19 protein-coding genes are annotated in these 17,716 nt (G+C 65.4%); 11 read left to right on the top strand and 8 right to left on the bottom strand.

Translation table 11 applies throughout. From position 1 onward, the window contains the following. Positions 1–39: 39 nt before the first annotated feature. On the top strand, positions 40–2,352 hold the full coding sequence (locus O4220_RS14870) for a putative bifunctional diguanylate cyclase/phosphodiesterase (protein ID WP_269605476.1): 2,313 nt from the start codon (positions 40–42) through the stop codon (positions 2,350–2,352). Positions 2,353–2,362: 10 nt separating this feature from the next. Here the strand turns inward: O4220_RS14870 and O4220_RS14865 are convergent, their stop codons facing one another. Further along, positions 2,363–2,674 carry an antibiotic biosynthesis monooxygenase family protein gene (locus O4220_RS14865; protein ID WP_032380136.1) on the bottom strand — a complete coding sequence of 104 codons (312 nt, stop codon included), beginning with the start codon at positions 2,672–2,674 and terminating at the stop codon, positions 2,363–2,365. Between the two features lie 36 nt (positions 2,675–2,710). Between O4220_RS14865 and O4220_RS14860 the strand changes: the two genes are divergently transcribed. Both O4220_RS14860 and O4220_RS14855 read left to right on the top strand, forming a co-directional pair. After that, positions 2,711–3,448 carry an alpha/beta fold hydrolase gene (locus O4220_RS14860; protein ID WP_269605474.1) on the top strand — a complete coding sequence of 246 codons (738 nt, stop codon included), beginning with the start codon at positions 2,711–2,713 and terminating at the stop codon, positions 3,446–3,448. A 5-nt stretch (positions 3,449–3,453) separates the two neighbouring features. Then, complete coding sequence (locus tag O4220_RS14855) at positions 3,454–4,263, top strand: alpha/beta fold hydrolase (RefSeq protein ID WP_269605472.1); 810 nt, start codon at positions 3,454–3,456, stop codon at positions 4,261–4,263. Here the strand turns inward: O4220_RS14855 and O4220_RS14850 are convergent. Continuing rightward, positions 4,260–5,144 (bottom strand): A/G-specific adenine glycosylase, encoded by an 885-nt coding sequence (locus O4220_RS14850; protein ID WP_269605470.1) that lies wholly within the window; start codon positions 5,142–5,144, stop codon positions 4,260–4,262. The genes O4220_RS14855 and O4220_RS14850 overlap by 4 nt on opposite strands. Positions 5,145–5,264: 120 nt before the next feature. On the opposite strand from O4220_RS14850, the gene O4220_RS14845 reads away from it, so the two are divergent. The 3 genes from O4220_RS14845 (at position 5,265) to O4220_RS14835 (ending at position 7,598) form a co-directional block, all read left to right on the top strand. Next, the gene (locus tag O4220_RS14845; RefSeq protein ID WP_032380723.1) at positions 5,265–5,891 is read left to right on the top strand and encodes a carbonic anhydrase; all 627 of its coding nucleotides are present in this window, start codon (positions 5,265–5,267) and stop codon (positions 5,889–5,891) included. A 90-nt stretch (positions 5,892–5,981) separates the two neighbouring features. Further along, a complete protein-coding gene (locus O4220_RS14840) occupies positions 5,982–6,710 on the top strand; it encodes a hypothetical protein (RefSeq protein ID WP_269605467.1) in 729 nt (242 codons plus the stop codon). Between the two features lie 15 nt (positions 6,711–6,725). Next, positions 6,726–7,598, top strand: coding sequence for an SCO6745 family protein (locus O4220_RS14835; RefSeq protein ID WP_269605465.1), 873 nt, complete (start codon positions 6,726–6,728; stop codon positions 7,596–7,598). Here the strand turns inward: O4220_RS14835 and disA are convergent. The 3 genes from disA to O4220_RS14820 form a co-directional block, all read right to left on the bottom strand. After that, a complete protein-coding gene (disA, locus tag O4220_RS14830) occupies positions 7,595–8,680 on the bottom strand; it encodes a DNA integrity scanning diadenylate cyclase DisA (RefSeq protein WP_269605463.1) in 1,086 nt (361 codons plus the stop codon). The two genes, O4220_RS14835 and disA, sit on opposite strands and share 4 nt — an antisense overlap. Positions 8,681–8,770: 90 nt before the next feature. Further along, positions 8,771–10,168, bottom strand: coding sequence for a DNA repair protein RadA (gene radA / locus O4220_RS14825; protein ID WP_032380143.1), 1,398 nt, complete (start codon positions 10,166–10,168; stop codon positions 8,771–8,773). A gap of 53 nt (positions 10,169–10,221) precedes the next feature. After that, entirely contained in the window at positions 10,222–10,830 is a 609-nt protein-coding gene (locus O4220_RS14820) for a hypothetical protein (protein WP_269605460.1), read from the bottom strand. A gap of 288 nt (positions 10,831–11,118) precedes the next feature. On the opposite strand from O4220_RS14820, the gene O4220_RS14815 reads away from it, so the two are divergent. Genes O4220_RS14815 through rlmB form a run of 5 tightly spaced genes read left to right on the top strand, consistent with a single transcriptional unit; the run spans position 11,119 to position 15,188 of the window. Then, positions 11,119–11,607, top strand: a complete 489-nt coding sequence (locus tag O4220_RS14815) for a CarD family transcriptional regulator (protein WP_027494344.1) — start codon at positions 11,119–11,121, stop codon at positions 11,605–11,607. 18 nt (positions 11,608–11,625) lie between these two features. Then, entirely contained in the window at positions 11,626–12,291 is a 666-nt protein-coding gene (gene ispD / locus O4220_RS14810; RefSeq protein ID WP_269605457.1) for a 2-C-methyl-D-erythritol 4-phosphate cytidylyltransferase, read from the top strand. 10 nt (positions 12,292–12,301) lie between these two features. Beyond that, the gene (ispF, locus tag O4220_RS14805; protein ID WP_269605455.1) at positions 12,302–12,766 is read left to right on the top strand and encodes a 2-C-methyl-D-erythritol 2,4-cyclodiphosphate synthase; all 465 of its coding nucleotides are present in this window, start codon (positions 12,302–12,304) and stop codon (positions 12,764–12,766) included. Positions 12,767–12,789: 23 nt separating this feature from the next. After that, the gene (gene cysS, locus O4220_RS14800; RefSeq protein WP_269605453.1) at positions 12,790–14,205 is read left to right on the top strand and encodes a cysteine--tRNA ligase; all 1,416 of its coding nucleotides are present in this window, start codon (positions 12,790–12,792) and stop codon (positions 14,203–14,205) included. Next, the gene (rlmB, locus tag O4220_RS14795; protein ID WP_269605451.1) at positions 14,205–15,188 is read left to right on the top strand and encodes a 23S rRNA (guanosine(2251)-2'-O)-methyltransferase RlmB; all 984 of its coding nucleotides are present in this window, start codon (positions 14,205–14,207) and stop codon (positions 15,186–15,188) included. Before cysS ends, rlmB begins: the two co-directional genes overlap by 1 nt. Before the next feature lie 102 nt (positions 15,189–15,290). Here rlmB and O4220_RS14790 read toward each other — a convergent pair whose 3' ends face one another. The 3 genes from O4220_RS14790 to O4220_RS14780 are packed head-to-tail and all read right to left on the bottom strand — an operon-like array spanning position 15,291 to position 17,502. Next, positions 15,291–16,145, bottom strand: coding sequence for a biotin-dependent carboxyltransferase family protein (locus O4220_RS14790; protein WP_269605448.1), 855 nt, complete (start codon positions 16,143–16,145; stop codon positions 15,291–15,293). Beyond that, positions 16,142–16,744 carry a 5-oxoprolinase subunit PxpB gene (gene pxpB, locus O4220_RS14785; RefSeq protein WP_269605446.1) on the bottom strand — a complete coding sequence of 201 codons (603 nt, stop codon included), beginning with the start codon at positions 16,742–16,744 and terminating at the stop codon, positions 16,142–16,144. The genes O4220_RS14790 and pxpB overlap by 4 nt, the downstream gene beginning before the upstream one ends. Next, positions 16,744–17,502 (bottom strand): LamB/YcsF family protein, encoded by a 759-nt coding sequence (locus O4220_RS14780; protein WP_269605444.1) that lies wholly within the window; start codon positions 17,500–17,502, stop codon positions 16,744–16,746. Before O4220_RS14780 ends, pxpB begins: the two co-directional genes overlap by 1 nt. Positions 17,503–17,716: the final 214 nt, after the last annotated feature.

Raw genomic sequence — 17,716 nt, 5'->3', positions numbered from 1 at the left:
CGGGGTACGCACCGACCGGCCTAGGAAGGACGGCCCACCATGTTGTGGACGCGCTTCCTGGGCCTCGGTGCGATTGCGGTGGTGGGCTACGCAACAGCCCCGCAGGGATTACCCCGGAACGCGATCTACGCAATCGTGGTTTCGGCCACAGTGGCCGCCTTCGTGCATCGCTACGTGGGTGAACCCGGCCCGGACAAGCGGACGTGGAAGTACATGGCCGTCGGCTTCGGCAGCTGGGGCATCGGGGACGCGCTGATAGCCGTGATGAAGATCGACGGTGGTCGGGTGTCGACGTTCTCCGCCGCGGACGTCTTCTACCTTCTGGGCTACGCGATCATCGCAGTCGGGTTCGCCCGTGCCGCCGACGAGAACGGTCTGGTGTTCGGGATGGAGGAACTGTACGAGTGCCTGATCGTCGCCGTGGGCTTCGGTCTCGTCACCTGGGTGTTCGTCGTGTCCGACGGCTCGACCCGGTCGGTCTCGGAGGCCATGGCCCTATGGCCGGCAACGGCGTACCTCACCGTCGACGCGTTCTTGTTGACTCTCGTCGGCAGTTTGTACCTCGTCACGCGGTCGACCACGGTTCCGCTCGTGGCCGCGGCAGTCGGGGTGGTACTGCTCGTATCGGCCGACTTCGCGTCCTACGCCGCCGTGAGCAACACCGAGGTCTACGGGTCGACTATTCCGAACGCGATGTGGTTGGCCTCGTACGTCTGCTTCGGAGTCGTCGCCCTGCACGATGCGCAGAAGTCGGCGAGGCGGGCCGAACGGCCCGGTCCGTTCAAATTCGGTAAGGGACGGTTCTTCGGACTCTCGGTTGCGGTCGCCGTGACACCGACGGTGATGACCGTGCAGCTGGCCCGCGGCGTTCCCGTCGAGCAATGGGGTTGGCTCATCGTGGGATCCTCGGCGCTGGTCATCCTGCTTGTCGGGTTCCGGATGGCGCGCTTCGTGCGGACGCTGCGACTGCAGGCCGCCATCCTCGAGGATGTTGCACGTACGGATGCGGTGACCGGACTCGCCAGCCGGCGTCTACTTCGGGAGCGTTTGGACACGATGCTCGCCACTCGCGGTGATTCGGATGTCTTCACGCTGGTGGTCGACATCGACCGCTTCGCTCAGATCAACGAGACGTTCGGTTACAGCGTGGGCGACACTGTGCTGCGTGAGATCGGCCATCGACTCGTCGCATCGGTTCGATCGGACGATCTGGTCGGACGCCTCGGTGGTGATCAATTCGTCGTCGCGATGCGCAGGAGTCCCGACCGGACCGACGTGTGCGAGACCGCCGCACAGCTGCAGTTCGCCGTCAGTCGCAAGATGTTCGTCCACGACATCAACGTCGCCCTCGATGCGACTGTCGGAGTAGCAGCCATCGAGGATTCGGCGGTATGTGCGTACCGGCCGGAGGGTCCGTCGGCGACGCCGATCGACGGTGAGGCGATGATGCAGCAGGCTCATGTGGCGCTGACCGCGGCCAAGGCAGGGCACACCCGAGTCGGTCGATACGAACCCGACATGGATCGTGACCGCCACGATCAGATGCGGTTGCTGGGCGAGCTCGACACCGCGATTCGGGATCATCAGCTTCGGGTCTTCTTCCAGCCGTGCCTGGATCTGGAATCGGGCAGCGTCGATCGCGTCGAAGCTCTGCTGCGGTGGCAGCATCCACGTGAGGGGTTGATCGGCCCGTCGATCTTTCTGCCCGACGCCGAGCGGACCGGCATGCTGCCCGCAATCACCGCGCTTGTGCTCGACGAGGCGTTGGCGCAGTGCAGCGCGTTACGACGCCGTGGCGTCAATCTGTCTGTCTCGGTCAATCTTTCGGTCAGGAACCTGCTCGACGAGACACTGACCGAACAGGTGTCGGCTGCGCTGGCCAAGTACGCGGTGCCCGCGCACACGCTGGAGTTCGAGGTCACCGAGACGACCGCGATGACCGACCCGGTGCGTTCGGTGAACGCGTTGGCCTCCCTGCGTGGCTTGGGGGCGACCATTGCGATCGACGATTACGGCACCGGCTACAGCTCGTTGGCGTATCTGCAGAGTCTGCCGGTGCAGACGCTCAAGATCGACCGCTCGTTCGTGTCGAAGATGAACACCGACGACACCGACGCGTCGATCGTGCGCTCGACCATAGACCTGGCTCGAAGCCTCGGGGTGCGAGTGATGGCAGAGGGGGTCGAGGACGAGGGCACGCTCGATGCGCTCCGACTGCTCGGGTGCGACGGTGCCCAGGGCTACTTCTTGGGTAGGCCGATGCCCGCAGAGTTCTTGGCCGATGCCGTCGCGAAACTGGATTCGGAGATGCCGACGAAACTCGAGTGGGAACTCGCCCGCGAACGCATCTGAGCAGCGTTGCTCACGATGTGGCAGGCACGTCCAGTACGACCTCGAATTCGAGCAGTGATGCTCCCGACGAAACCGGTTTGCCCTCACCGGAACCGGCGTGTGCCTGGCGAGACGGTCCACCGGACCAGGCCTGGAACGATTCCTCGTCTTCCCACTGGGTGACGACGAAATAACGCGACTCACCCTTGACCGGCCGGAGCAACTGGAACCCGAGGAACCCGGGGGAGCCGTCGACCGTTCCGGCACGAGCGGCGAAGCGCTTCTCGAGTTCGGGGCCTGCGCCCTCCGGTACGTCGATCGCGTTGATCTTCACAATGGCCATGCTCTCGAGATTACTCCGCCGTTATGCTCGGCGGTGATGCTCTACGACGAGGGTGGATCCGGCCGTTCGATACTGCTGCTGCACGGGTTGATGGGTAGTGCGGCCACCTGGCGTCGACAGGTTCCGTGGCTTCGAGAATTCGGGCACGTGCACACCTACGACGCGCCAGGGCACCGGCGGCCGGCACCGTCCGAGCTCTCGACCGAGTCGTTCGTAGCGGATCTGCTGGAGAATCTGGAGTCGCTCGGCCCGAGTGTGCTCATCGGTCATTCGATGGGATCGCTGCATGCCTGGTGTGCGGCAGCAGGGCGACCCGACCTGGTGACCGCCCTCGTGATCGAAGACATCGCACCGGATTTCCGGGGCCGCACCGCCGACGATTGGGCCGCGATGATGCGGGCATGGCCGCAACCCTTTCCCGACGCGGATGCGGTGCGCGCTTTCTTCGGAGACGTTGCAGGACAATACTTTCTGGATTCCTTCGAGCACGCTGACGACGGCTGGCGACTGCACGGCGATGTCGACACCTTCGAGGCGATCTCGCAGGAATGGGGTACGCGTCATTTCTGGAACGAGTGGGATGCCGTCGCGTCTCCGGCGCTGTTGATCGAGGGAGAGCACTCCATCACCCCGACAGGGCAGATGCGACAGATGCACGCACGCAAGCCCGGATCGACGTATGTGAGGATCGAGAACGCAGCGCACCTGATTCACGACGAGGCCCCCGAGCGATATCGCACGGCGGTCGAGGGGTTCCTGCGCACACTAAGATGATCCGAATGCCGCTCGCGAAGCTCAACGGAATCGACCTGAACTACGACGTCACCGGCAACGGACCACTGGTGGTGCTGGTGATGGGCACCGGTAGTCCGGGACGAGTGTGGCGAACCCATCAGGTTCCTACCCTGGTGAAGCAGGGGTACCGGGTCGTCACGTTCGACAATCGCGGCATCGCACCGTCGTCCGAGTGCGCAGGCGGGATGATGCTCGACGACCTGGTGGCCGACACCGCTGCCCTCGTAGAGCACCTCGGTGGGGGCCCCGCGCGCGTCGTGGGCACCTCGATGGGGGCCCGTGTCACCCAGGAATTGGCTTTGGCCCGGCCGGATCTGGTCTCGCATGCAGTGATGATGGCCACCTTCGGTAAGACCACCACTTTTCGTGCGCAGATGTCGAAGGGCGAGAAGGATCTCCACGACGCCGGAATCGAACTTCCCGCGTCGTACCGCGCGGCAATGACTGCGATGCAGAACTTTTCACCGAAGACACTGGCCGACGACGCTGCGATCGGCGATTGGCTGGCAGTACTCGAATATTCGGGTGGCAAGAAGACGGCGGGAATGCGGGCGCAGATCGGACTCGAAATGCGTTCCGGGACAGATCGATTGGCTGCATATCGGGCAATCAGGTCAAAATCTCTGGTGATCGGATTTGCCGATGACCGCATGATTCCGGTGCAGCAGTGCCGCGACGTTGCCGCCGCGATACCCGGTGCGCGCTATGTAGAAATTGCCGACACCGGTCACTTCGGCTACCTCGAACGCCCGGATGCCGTCAATGCGACTCTCGTCGAGTTTCTGGCGTCCTAGCCGTCCGAGCCCTCGCCTGCCAGGGCGAACAATCCCGATTCGGTCTGCTCGATCAAGCCGTCGGTGAGCAACGAATCGAGAGCACGGTCGCGTTGGGTCGGGTCGGTGGGCCAGACGATGTCGAGCTGAGCTCGCTCGACTGGGCCGGTGCTCTCGCGCAGCACCGACATGAGCTTGCCGCGAACCTGACGGTCGGTGCCCGCGAACTTCTGGACCTTCTTCGCAGGCCCGGTGTGCGCCGGTCTTCCCGCCTCGATCCAGGCGCACTCCGGCAGCGGGCACAGCAAGCACGCTGGATTCTTGGCGGTGCAGATCAACGCGCCCAGCTCCATCAACGCCGCCGAGTATCGGGCTGCGCGGGGCACGCTCTTCGGGAGCAGTTGTTCGACGTCGGCCAAATCCCTTGTCGTCGAGGGATTTCCAGGCTCGGCGTTGCCGTGCAACGCACGCGCGACGACGCGTCGAACATTGGTGTCCACCACCGGAACTCGCTGACCGTAGGCGAAAGTCGCCACCGCCCTGGCCGTGTAGGCCCCGATGCCGGGCAGGCCGAGCAGGGTGTCGACGTCATGCGGAACCTCGTCACCGTAGTCCTCGGCGAGCACCCGAGAACACTCGTGCAGACGCAATGCGCGACGCGGGTATCCCAGCTTCCCCCACGCCCGCAGCACCTCGGCCTGCGACGACGCGGCCATCGCCGAGGGGACCGGCCACCGCTGCACCCACTGGTCCCAGATGGGAGCCACCCGCACGACGGGCGTCTGCTGCAGCATGATCTCGCTCATCAGGATCTGCCATGCGGTCACTCCCGGACGACGCCACGGTAGGTCGCGTCCGTCGGTATCGAACCATCCGAGCAGAGCCTCGGCATCGATCGGCAACTGTGCGCCCTTCTCCTCGTGTCTGTGACGGGTACCAACAGTAGTGAACCCGACTCGCCGGTAACTCGATGCACGTGTACCCAACTAGCCGATGGCACGCTCCGCGTGCACAATGAATCCATGCCTGCTTCGAATCCGATCGCTGCCTGGAAGTCACTCAAGGAAGGCAACCAACGGTTCGTCTCCGGAGAGGTCCTGCACCCGTCGCAGGGTATCGAGGACCGTGCTCGCCTCGAGAGTGCTCAGCATCCCGGTGCCATCCTGTTCGGCTGCGCCGACTCGCGTGTAGCCGCCGAGATCATCTTCGACCAGGGCCTCGGTGACATGTTCGTCGTCCGCACTGCCGGTCATGTGGTGGACTCCGCCGTCCTCGGTTCCATCGAGTACGGCGTGGCGGTACTGAACGCGCCGCTGATCGTGGTGCTCGGTCACGATCACTGCGGTGCAGTCCAGGCGACCGTCGATGCCCTCGAAAGCGGAGACGTCCCCGGTGGCTACATTCGGGACGTCGTCGAACGCGTCACCCCGTCGGTGCTCTCGGCCCGACGTGACGGTCACGAGGCCGTCGACGAGTTCGAGGCACGGCACGTCCAAGAGACCGGCAATTTGCTGATGCAGCGCTCCCGCATCGTGGCCGAGAAGGTAGAGGCCGGGGAACTCGCGATCGTCGGCCTCACCTACCAGCTGTCGAAGGGACACGCGCAGCTCCGCGAGGTCATCGGCGACATCGGCGAACAGCCCGCCTGACTCGCCCCCGAGCCCGTGCGAGCGAGTCGTTCACGCGACACGCCGCGTGGGCTCAGGGAAAGGTTGCCTCCGGCCGCATACGGTTGATTCGTGTTGGAACCGAGCGGGCCTTTGCCTCCCGAAATCTATTGGCGACGCCGCGCGCTCGCCATCGGTGCGGCCGTTGTCGTCCTCGGATTGATCGTGTGGTTCATCGCTTCGCTCAGCGGCGGTTCCGACGACACCGAGGCCGCTCCCGCCGGTGTCGTGTCCGCACCGGCATCGACCTCGGCTCTGCCATCACCCAGTTCGTCCGCCACCCAAGGTGATTCCGGTGGCTCGGGTGGCTCCGGCGGCGGTTCCGGTGGATCTGGTGGAGGCACCGACTCTGCAGCCGGTGGTGGCGCAGCAGTGACAACCAGCGGTGCACCGGCTCCGGTGATCGCCAATCAATGCCCGGACCAGTCGCTCGCGATCAAGGTGACGCCGGAAAAGGCCACCTACCGTCTGGGTGAAGAGCCCGTGTTCACCGTGGTCATCACGAACATCGGCTCCACCGAATGTCAGCGCGACGTCGGTGCCGGTCTGCAACAGGCGCTCGTCTACACCCTCGACAACCAACGCATCTGGTCCAACGTCGACTGCTTCCCCAACGCCGCGTCCGATCTGCGTACCTTCAAGCCCGGCGAGCAAGCCGGATTCACGGTCAAGTGGTCGGGTACCAACTCCGTTCCGGGTTGCGGCGAAGAGCGCATCCCGGTGGGTGTCGGTGCGTACCAGGCGATCGCGCAGCTCGGCGAGCTCAAGAGTGTGCCGGAGCCGTTCAACATCACCGGCTGAGTACGGTCGAGTCTCATGACCACCTCGACAGCTCTCGCCCGCGCCGCCTACAAGACTCTCGAACCCTTCCACGTCACCGCGTACTTCAATCCTGAACTGGGATCAGCCTACGAGGACACCGGACTCGACGGTCATGCCTGGTACGTCGGTGCACGGGCCGCCCCGATGGGTCCGTGCGCGCCGAGTGTCGTTGCCGCTGCGTTCTACAACTTCAACCCGATGCTGATCGAGCGTGCATGGCCGGCCGCTGTGGCCGTCGGTCTGGATGCGGTGTCCGACCGTCGGTGGGCCCTGCTCGACTCCGTTCTCGGAACGGCTCTCGGCTCCTTGGCGGACGACCCGGCTCTCGCCACGTTGGCGGGCCGTCTGGGCGATATCGGCGACACCGCGTCGTTCGCCGGCCGGCCGCTCTCGGCCGCATGGCATTCCACCGAACGACCCGACGTGCCGCATCTTGCCCTCTGGCATTCGATCACCGTTCTGCGTGAATGGCGCGGCGACGGCCACCTCGCCGCCTTGATCGACGCAGAACTCGACCCGACGGAAGCGGCAGTGTTTCACGAGGCCGTTCGCCCGACCCCGCAGCCCGGCCGCCGAGCGCTCGGCAAACGCATCACGCAGCTGACGAGGCAGTGGTCCGAGAGCGAATGGGACTCGGCCGCAGAGCGACTCGCCACCCGCGGACTGCTCACCACCTCTGCCGATGGTGAGACGCTGACCGACAACGGCACCGCTCTCGATCAGCACATCGAAGATCGCACCGACGCCATGGCATCAGCAGTGTGGAAGAACGTCCCGGACGCCGAGCAGCTGATCACCAGCGCCCGGCCGTACGTCAAGGCCGTGATCGACGCAGGCTTCCTGCCGGGGACGAAGAAGAAGTCCTAGTCGTACGGGCCCGAGATCGAGGCCTCGGCCAGTCTGGAGAGGCCTTCGCGGATGTGACGGGCCCACAGTCCACCGATTCCGTCGACGGACTGCAGATCGGCAGCGGTGGCGGCGAGCAGCCCCTGCAGCGTGCCGAACGCGCCGACGAGTCGGTGAATCTGGCTGAACTGCAACCGCGGAACGCGCGTCAGTACCCGATAGCCGCGAGGGCTCATCGGGGTGTCGAGGGCCTCGATGGTCGCTGGGTAGCCGAAGGCGCGGGCCAGCGTCGTCAGGTCCAGCAGATCGACGTCGGTCAGCTTGTCGAGGGCGGCGAGTGCCTTCTCCACCCCGGTGGTGCTCGACGGCTCGTTGCCGGCCAGATAGTCGCGCACGACCAGTTGACGATCGACGTCGTTGTCGCCCAACAACTCTTCGAGCTGCAGGGCGAGCTGGCGGCCGTCGGTGCCGAGTTCGAGGACGTTCTGTTCGATCTCCACCGACACTCGCCGCACCATCTCGAGCCGCTGCGCGACGGTCAGGGCATCGCGCAGAGTCACGAAGTCCTCGATCTCGACGACCGAGAGTTGACGAGTGTTCTCGTCGAGCCGGGCTTTGTAGCGCTCGAGGGTCGCGACGGCCTGATTGGCGCGAGAGAGGATGGTGGACGAGCCCTCGACGACGTGTCGGATGCCGCCGATGTACACACTGACGATGCTCATCGACTGACTTACGGAGACAACGGGATAGCCGGTCTGCATGGCGGTGCGCTCGGCAGCACGGTGCCGAGTACCGGATTCGACCGTGGGAATCTTGTGGTCGGGAACCAGCTGGACATTGGACCGAACGATGCGCTTGCCGTCGGTCGAAAGCACCACTGCGCCATCCATTTTCGACAACTCACGAAGCCTGGTCGGTGCGAACTCGACATCGAGTTCGAAGCCTCCGTCGCAGATCGCCTCGACTTCTTCGTCGTAGCCGAGGACGATCAACCCGCCGGTGCGGCCGCGCAGAATTCGCTCCAGGCCGTCACGCAGAGCGGTTCCCGGTGCGAGCCGAGCAATGGTCTCGCGCAACGCTGGGGACGGCGTGGTGCCCTCCATGGCCAACCCCCTCGTGTCATGTCAGCGTGCGGCGTAGCTTCTGTCCGTGCGGATGAAGAGTTCCGTGCGGATAAAGAGTACTGCCCGGTGTCATACGGGGCGCATACGCGTATACGTCAACGCCTCACCGACGTTGGTGACCGTCTTGACTTTGATCCCGTCCGGTATGGGTCCGGCGTCCTCGGGGACGATCGCGTAGTTGAAGCCCAGCCGTGCAGCCTCGGCGAGTCGGCGGCCCAACCCGGCTACGCGTCGAACCTCGCCGGCCAGGCCCACTTCGCCCAGAATGACCATTCCGGCAGGGAGGGGTTGATCGCGAACGGCCGAGGCCACGGCCGCCGCGAGAGCGAGATCCGCGGACGGTTCGCTGGTGCGCATGCCGCCGACAGTGGCGGCATAGACCTCGGCCTTGGAGACCTTGACCCCGCACCGGCGTTCGAGAACGGCCAGGATCATCGCCACTCGAGCATGATCGAGTCCGCTGACCGCACGCCTGGGCGACGGCATCGCGGTGTCGACGATCAGTGCTTGCAACTCCGCCAGTAGCGGCCGCTTGCCGTCCATGGTCACCGTGACGGCCGTCCCGGGAACGGCGTCGCTTCGATGATGCAGAAACAACCCGGACGGATCGCTGATGCCGACTATGCCGGTCTCGCGCAACTCGAAGCACCCCACTTCGTCGGAGGCACCGAAGCGATTCTTGACGCCACGAATCATCCGCAGCGTGGAGTGCTTGTCACCCTCGAAGTTGAGCACGACGTCGACCAGATGCTCGAGCGACCGGGGACCTGCCACCGCGCCGTCCTTGGTGACGTGTCCGACGAGCAACACCGCTACCCCGGTGGTTTTGGCCAGGGTGGTCAGAGCACTGGTGATGGCGCGAACCTGAGTGACTCCGCCGATGACCCCATCCACATCGGCGGCGAGCATCGTCTGTACCGAATCGACGATCAACAGGCTGGGCTTGACCTGTTCGACATGGCCGAACACCGTGGCCAGATCGGACTCCGCGGCGAGGAAGACTCGCTCGTGTACCGCGCCGGTGCGGTCCGCGCGCAACCGAACCTGGCCGGCTGATTCCTCACCCGTGACGTAGAGCGCGCGGCGATCCGGTGCCGAGCGAGCCCACCGATGCACGACCTCGAGCAGCAGGGTCGATTTACCGACTCCGGGCTCACCCGCGAGCAGAACTACCGAACCGGGCACCAAACCGCCGCCCAGTACGCGATCGAACTCGTCGATCCCGGTGGTGTTGGCCTGAGAGGTGGCACTGCTGATGGTCGTCAGAGCAGCGGCGGGCGTGGTCGGGATCATCGCCCCACCGCCGGAACGCAACGCCGACGCACCTGCGCGGGTGGTCAGGGGAGCGGCGGTGGCCTGGACCTCGTCCATCGATCCCCAGTTGCCGCATTCGGGACAGCGCCCGACCCATTTCGAGACCGAGTGATGACACGCAGAGCAGCGGTAGCTCGACTTCAGTTTGACCACTGCTGGAGCCTAACGATCGGCACCGACAGGGTCGTGCGATTTCGAGAGGGAGGTCAGTGTCCGCCGCTGTGCTCGGATACTGCCTCTTCGGAGCGCTCGAGCTCGTGACCGGCGTCGACAGGCACGTTGACGACGACCTCACCTGCGTTCGCGAACTCGAACGTGACCGGAAGGGTCAGGCCCGGACGTACGTTCTCGCTGATGTCGGCCATCTCGACCTTGATCAACTGGATCGGCAGCAGGGGATCGTCGAGCTGAACGTCGGCGGGCGAACCTGCACCGAGCGCGGTCAGTGGAGCGATCTCGTTACTTCCCGATTCCGCCTCGTCGACGATGGTGATCTGCGCCTCGGGGGACGAGATGCCGGTCAGTTCGTCGGCAGCAGCGGGGTTGGAGTTGATGGCAGTGAAGCCGAGCTCGACGGTGCCGCCGGGCTCGATGCTGTACTCCTGCGAATCCGGGTACACCACGTGGACGTTGCGCAGCTGAATGGCCCCCACGTCGGCGGAGTTACCGTTGACCGCGGCGACCTGGGTTGCAGTCTGGGAAATCTGGCCTGCGCCGCACGCCGTGAGGGCGAGTGCGCCACCGGCGAGAAGGGCGAGAGTGGTGGCCACTTTGCGATGGCGGCCAAGCGGTGTCGCAGCGTCGATTGCAGTCACTTCGGTCGTCCTCCATGTGGTGCCGGGCCGGCTCGGTCCATCTCGTCCACTAGGCAGAATAGTAGTTCTCGTCCACCGACCACCCGTGGGGTCTGCCAGTGGCCGGATGATGCCAGGTGGGGGTGCCTGTCAGGAGAAGTACATGCAGAACGGCCCACGTGAAAATGTGGCCCCGGATACACGTCGATGCGTCTGTGTCAACCCCTGATTCGGCATCGCTATGCCCCTGACCTGCACCGTTGATATCGGACGTGGTATTCTGGGTAAATCGAAAGGGGCACTTGTCACATGATTTTCAAGGTCGGAGACACCGTCGTTTACCCCCATCACGGAGCGGCGCTGATCGAAGCGATAGAGACACGCACCATCAAGGGTGAACCGAGAGAGTATCTGGTTCTCAAGGTCGCGCAAGGCGACCTCACCGTTCGAGTCCCCGCGGACAACGCGGAGTACGTAGGCGTTCGCGACGTCGTCGGGCAAGAAGGCCTCGACAAAGTATTCCAGGTGCTGCGCGCACCGCACACCGAAGAGCCCACCAACTGGTCGCGCCGCTACAAGGCGAACCTGGAGAAGCTGGCCTCCGGTGACGTGAACAAGGTGGCCGAGGTCGTCCGCGATCTCTGGCGACGCGAACAGGATCGTGGACTGTCGGCAGGCGAGAAGCGCATGCTCGCCAAGGCACGTCAGATTCTGGTCGGCGAGCTGGCACTGGCCGAAGGAACCGACCAGGCCAAGGCCGACACCATGCTCGACGAAGTTCTCGCAACAGCTTCGTAGTGTGAACAGTTTCGTAGGGTGAACGGTGCTGCCGGCGACGTAGTCGCGCTGGTACCCGCTGCAGGCAAAGGCCTTCGGCTCGGACACGACGAGCCGAAGGCATTCGTCTGTCTGGGTACCGACTCTCTCCTGACGCGGTCCGTGGACGGACTTCGGGCCTCGGGTGCCGTCGATCGCATCGTCGTCATAGTCCCCGCGGATCTTCTCGACGCGGCTCGCAGCCACGTCGGTGCCGACGTGCTCGTCGTCGCGGGTGGCGTCGAGCGTACCGACTCGGTGCGGGCCGGTCTCGCTGCTGTCGGTGACGCGTCCATCGTGTTAGTCCACGATGCCGCGCGTGCCCTCACGCCACCGACGCTGATCGCGCGCGTCGTGGCCGAGGTGCGCGCCGGTCGCTCCGCCGTCATTCCGGTTCTTCCGGTCGTCGACACCATAAAGTCGGTCGACCTCATGGGCGCGGTGGTCGGCACGCCCGATCGCGCGAGTCTGCGCGCGGTACAGACACCGCAGGGCTTCGACGCCGACGTCCTGCGTCGTGCGTACGACGCGACCACCGACATCTCCACCGACGACGCGGGTTTGGTCGAGCGCATCGGAGAGACGGTGCACACCATCGTCGGCGATGCCCTCGCATTCAAGATCACCACGCCACACGACCTACTACTGGCACAGGCCCTGCTGTGAGAGGCGCGCTATGAGAGTCGGCATCGGCACCGACGTCCATCCGATTGCTCCCGGCCGACCCTGTTGGCTGGCCGGACTGCTGTTCGAGGACGCGGACGGGCTGGAGGGACATTCCGACGGCGATGTCGCATCGCACGCTCTGTGCGACGCATTGCTGTCCGCGGCAGGTCTCGGCGACCTCGGGTCGGTCTTCGGCACCGGCCGTCCGGAATGGGATGGGGTCAGCGGAGCTGCCATGTTGACCGAGGTCAAGCGGCTGCTCGACGCCGACGGATTCGCGATCGGCAACGCCGCGGTGCAGATCATCGGCAATCGGCCCAAGATCGGGGCGCGTCGCGTCGAGGCGCAGGAGGTTCTCTCGCGGGTGCTCGGAGCGCCGGTATCGGTGTCTGCGACCACCACCGACGGGCTCGGTCTGACCGGTCGGGGTGAAGGAATTGCGGCCATCGCGACCGCACTTGTCATGACGGGGTAAAACCACCGGTAGCATTGCTGGTCGTGACCCTTCACCTACACGACACCGAGACGAGGGCCTTGCGGGAATTCACCCCCCTGGTCCCTGGCCATGCATCGGTGTACCTGTGTGGGGCGACGGTGCAGGGTGAACCCCATATCGGTCACGTGCGCAGCGGGGTCGCGTTCGACGTGCTGCGCCGCTGGCTGTTGGCGCATGACTACGACGTCGCTTTCGTTCGCAACGTGACGGACATCGACGACAAGATCCTGAACAAGGCGCGCGACGCCGGTCGTCCGTGGTGGGAGTGGGCGGCAACGTACGAGCGTTCGTTCACCTGGGCCTACGACCGACTCGGTGTGCTGCCGCCGTCGGCGGAGCCGCGTGCGACCGGGCACATCACCCAGATGGTCCAGATGATCGAGCGACTGATCGAACGCGGCCACGCCTACGCCGACGCGTGTGGCGACGTCTACTTCGACGTGCAGAGCTTTCCGAGTTACGGCGCGCTGTCCGGTCACAAGCTCGACGACGTACACCAGGGCGAGAGCGTCGCCGAGGGCAAGCGTGATCCGCGCGATTTCACGCTGTGGAAGGGTGCCAAGCCCGGCGAGCCGTCCTGGCCGACGCCGTGGGGTCCGGGTCGCCCGGGTTGGCACCTCGAATGCTCGGCAATGGCGGAGACATACCTGGGCGCGGATTTCGACATCCACTGCGGCGGTCTCGATCTGGTGTTCCCACATCACGAGAACGAGCGAGCGCAGTCGATGGCGGCCGGCGACGGCTTCTCGCGGTACTGGCTGCACAACGGGTGGGTGACGATGGGCGGCGAGAAGATGTCGAAGTCCCTCGGCAACGTTCTCTCGGTGCCCAATGTGCTCAAAAAGGTTCGGCCGCAAGAACTTCGGTTCTACCTCGGTGGTGCACACTACCGCTCGATGCTCGAGTACTCCGACACCGCGCTCGAGACGGCGGCCGTGACTTATCGGGGTATCGAGGGGTTCGTCCGGCGAGCCGTCGAACGCGCCGGTGAGGTACCGATGGGCAAGTGGACCACAGGATTTGCCGCTGCCCTCGACGACGACCTCGGAGTTCCCAAGGCGTTGGCCGAGATTCACGCCACCGTCACGTTGGGCAACACCGCGCTCGAGTCCGGTGACCTACCGGCCGCGGTGGAGTACGCAGGCAGTGTGCGGGCGATGCTGGACATACTCGGTGTCGATCCGCTCGATCCGCACTGGATCAGCGACAGTGGTTCCGACGCAGCCGCTCTGAGTGCTCTCGGCGTGTTGGTCGAGGCCGAGTTGGAGCGTCGAGCAACGGCGAAGGCGACCAAGGACTGGGCCGCCGCAGACGAGATACGCGATCGATTGGCCGAGGCCGGAGTCGACGTGACAGATACACCCAACGGGCCCGAATGGTCGTTGGGTACGAGCAAGACCGACGAAGCAGGTTTGTGATGGCAGGCAATTCGAGTAGGCGCGGCGCAATCCGCAAGGACGGCACCAAGAAGGGGCAGGTCGCCGGTTCCGGAGGCAAGCGTCGTAAGGGTCTCGAAGGACGAGGCGCGACGCCTCCCGCCTCCGAGCGCACCAAGCATCCCGCGGCGCGTCGGGCCAAGCTCGCCGAGAAGTCCGCGCAGAACCGCGGCGTCACCACCGGTGGCCGTGCAGGTGGGCGACCGGCCGGACGCAAGGCCGAGGACGGCCCCGAGGTGGTACTCGGTCGCAACCCGGTCGTCGAGTGCCTGCGCGCAGGTGTGCCCGCGACGGCCCTGTGGGTTGCCGTGGGAACCGACAGCGACGACCGGCTCAAGGAAGCCGTACAGCGAGCGGGCGATGCGCGCATCTCCATCCTCGAGGTGCCTCGCTCGGATCTGGACAAGCTCAGCGCCAACGGATTGCACCAGGGCCTCGCGCTGCAGGTACCGCCGTATCGCTATGCGCATCCCGACGACTTGATCTCGAACGCCCGCACGCACCAGGAACCTGCGCTGCTCGTTGCGCTCGACAACATCACCGACCCGCGCAACCTGGGCGCAGTTGTGCGTTCGGTGGCGGCGTTTGGTGGCCACGGCGTTGTGATCCCGCAGCGGCGCAGTGCGAGCGTGTCCGCAGTGGCGTGGCGAACCAGTGCCGGCGCCGCTGCTCGGCTGCCCATCGCGCGCGCGGTCAATCTGACTCGCACCCTGAAGGATTGGCAGACCAAGGGCGTCACGGTCGTCGGCCTCGATGCCGGCGGCGACACCGAACTCGACACCTTCGACGGCAAGGGGCCGGTTGTCATCGTCGTCGGATCCGAGGGCAAGGGCCTGTCGCGTCTGGTCAGCGAGACCTGCGACCACATCCTGTCGATCCCGATGGCGGGGCCGGTGGAATCGCTCAACGCCTCCGTCGCCGCAGGCGTCGTCTTGGCCGACATCGCGCGGCAGCGCCGCGGCTGAAGCGCGAACCTCACACCCTTTCTGCAAACCTTGCACCCCTGCTATCGCTTGAATGGGTATGTGAGGTCGAGAAAAGGGGTGTGAGGTTGTGTGCGGTCGGAATCAACCGATAGCGCGAAAGTGCACCCGACTGCCGGGGGTCAGCTGTGCGGCGGCAGACATAGCGCCCGCGGTGACAACGGCGATCACCGGATAGCCGCCTGTGACGGGATGGTCGGCCAGAAACAGTACCGGCTGACCGGACGGCGGAACCTGCAGCGAACCGAGAACCATTCCTTCGCTGGACAATTCGTCGTCGATCGCGCGGGTCAAGGGTTCGGCACCGTCCAGCCTGATCCCGACGCGATCCGAATCCTGCGTCACTGTCCACGGCTGCTCGAGCAGTAGTGATCGAGCGCGTTCGGTGAACCAGTTATCGCGTGGCCCGAAGGTGATGTGCAGTGCTTCTCGGATTGTCGGCGGAACACCGAAATCTGCAGCGGGCCAGCACGATTTGTCGTTGCCGACAGGCAGGGCGGTGCCGAGGGAGAGAGCGGCCGGGCCGATGCTCGACATAGTGTCTGTCGATCGGCTGCCGAGGACGACGGGCACGTCGATACCGCCCCGTACGGCGAGGTAGCTGCGCAGACCCCATGTCGGCGCAGACAGTTCCAATTCCTGCCCGGCTCGGATCACCAGTGTCGAATACAGTCCCTGCTCCGTGCCGTCGATCCGGCAGGTCGCGCGCGCACCGGTGACTGCGACAAGAGCGTCGAACTCGGCGCGTAGATTCAGTCCACCGAAGGTGACTTCCAGTGTCGCGGCATGGGAATCGTTGCCCACCAATCGGTTTGCGGCATCGTGCGAGAGCAGGTCTGCGGCACCGGAGCGGCCCACTCCGATCGACGCGTGCCCCGGGCGGCCACGATCCTGCACGGTGCACAGTGGCCCCGTCCGCAGCACGGTGAGGGCTCTCATGCCCGCTCGAATCGGACGGTGGTGCCGGGGCGCAGCAGTGCCGGCGGTTCACGGTCGAGGTTCCACAATTGCGCGTCGGTATGCCCGATGAGCTGCCAACCGCCGGGGGATGAGCGTGGGTAGATGCCCGAGAACTCGCCCGCCAGCCCCACCGAACCGGCCGGGACGCTCGTGCGCGGCGACGTGCGCCGCGGGACGTGCAGTCGTGTGTCGGTGCCGACGAGGTAGCCGAACCCGGGGGCGAAACCGCCGAAGGCGACGGTCCACGTCTGATCGAGATGAGCCGCAACGACTTCTGCGGTGGTCAGGCCGGTCAGGCCGGCCACCTCGTCGAGGTCTTCCCCGTCGTAGATCACGGGGATCGTCACGGTGTCGTACCGGTCTTCATCCGTCGAGGCGGAGGGTGTCACTGCCGAGATCCAGTCGAGAATCGGCTGCCGTGCCCCGTCGAACATCACCAGCACGGTGCGCGCGGCGGGAACGAGGTCGACCAGGGCAGCCGGTGGGTCCAGAGTCAGCGCACGGTAGTACGCCATCGTCTCGTCCAGCCCGTCGAATTCGACGAGTGTGGCATTGTCGCCGGCCGGGAGGAAACGCATCAGACGAAGGCAGTGATGTCGATGTGGTTGGCGCGCAGCTGCTCCGAGACGGCGGTGGCCATGGCGACTGCGCCGGGGGAGTCGCCGTGCAGGCAGATCGACTCGGCCCGGACGTCGATGGTCGAGCCGTCCACGGCCACGGCGGTGCCGTCGGCGACCATGGTCAGCACTCGCTGTGCCACCGCATGGGGATCCGAGAGCACCGCGCCGGGCTCGGAGCGCGAGACGAGTGTGCCCTGCGGCGTGTAGGCGCGGTCTGCGAAAGCCTCTGCGACGGTGCGCAGTCCGGCTCGCTCGGCTTCCTCGAGGAAGACCGAACCGGGGAGCCCGAGGACCGGCAGGGTCGCGTCGTACGAGGTGACGGCGTCGACCACGGCCCGTGCCTGCTCGCGGTGGTGCACGATTGCGTTGTACAGCGCCCCATGAGGTTTGACGTAGGCAATGGCCGAGCCGCCCACCTGGGCGAGCGCATCGAGTGCGCCCATCTGGTAGATCACGTCGGCAGTGAGGTCGGCGGGGGAGACGTCGAGAAAGCGTCGGCCGAACCCGGCGAGGTCGTGGTAGCCCACCTGCGCTCCGATCCGCACGGCTGCTCGAGCTGCCGAACGGCACGTGCGCAACAGAGTGGTGGGATCACCGGCGTGAAAGCCGCACGCGACGTTGGCGCTCGACACAACGTCGAGCATGGCGTCGTCGTCGCCCAGAGTCCACGCACCGTAGCTTTCGCCGAGATCGGCGTTGAGATCGATGGCCGTCACCCTCGACATCCTAATGGGACTTGATCGGCGAGTCTCCGGCTGGAATTGGCGCAACCGGAGAACGCTGGTCACCGAGCCGCTGGTGGGTGAGCACTATTTCATCCTGGAGTGTGGATCGACTCCTAGCCCTAGATCGTGTCCCCACCGGTCGGCGAGGGGTCCCAGAATGCTGATGGGGTGTCGTGCCACCTGAGCACTGATCCATTAGGTCGCC

The organism is Rhodococcus ruber, from assembly GCF_027270735.1.
GTDB lineage: Bacteria > Actinomycetota > Actinomycetes > Mycobacteriales > Mycobacteriaceae > Rhodococcoides > Rhodococcoides rubrum_A.
The sequence above is the reverse complement of the archived record's forward strand: the minus strand, read 5'-3'. Positions and strand labels throughout refer to the sequence as shown.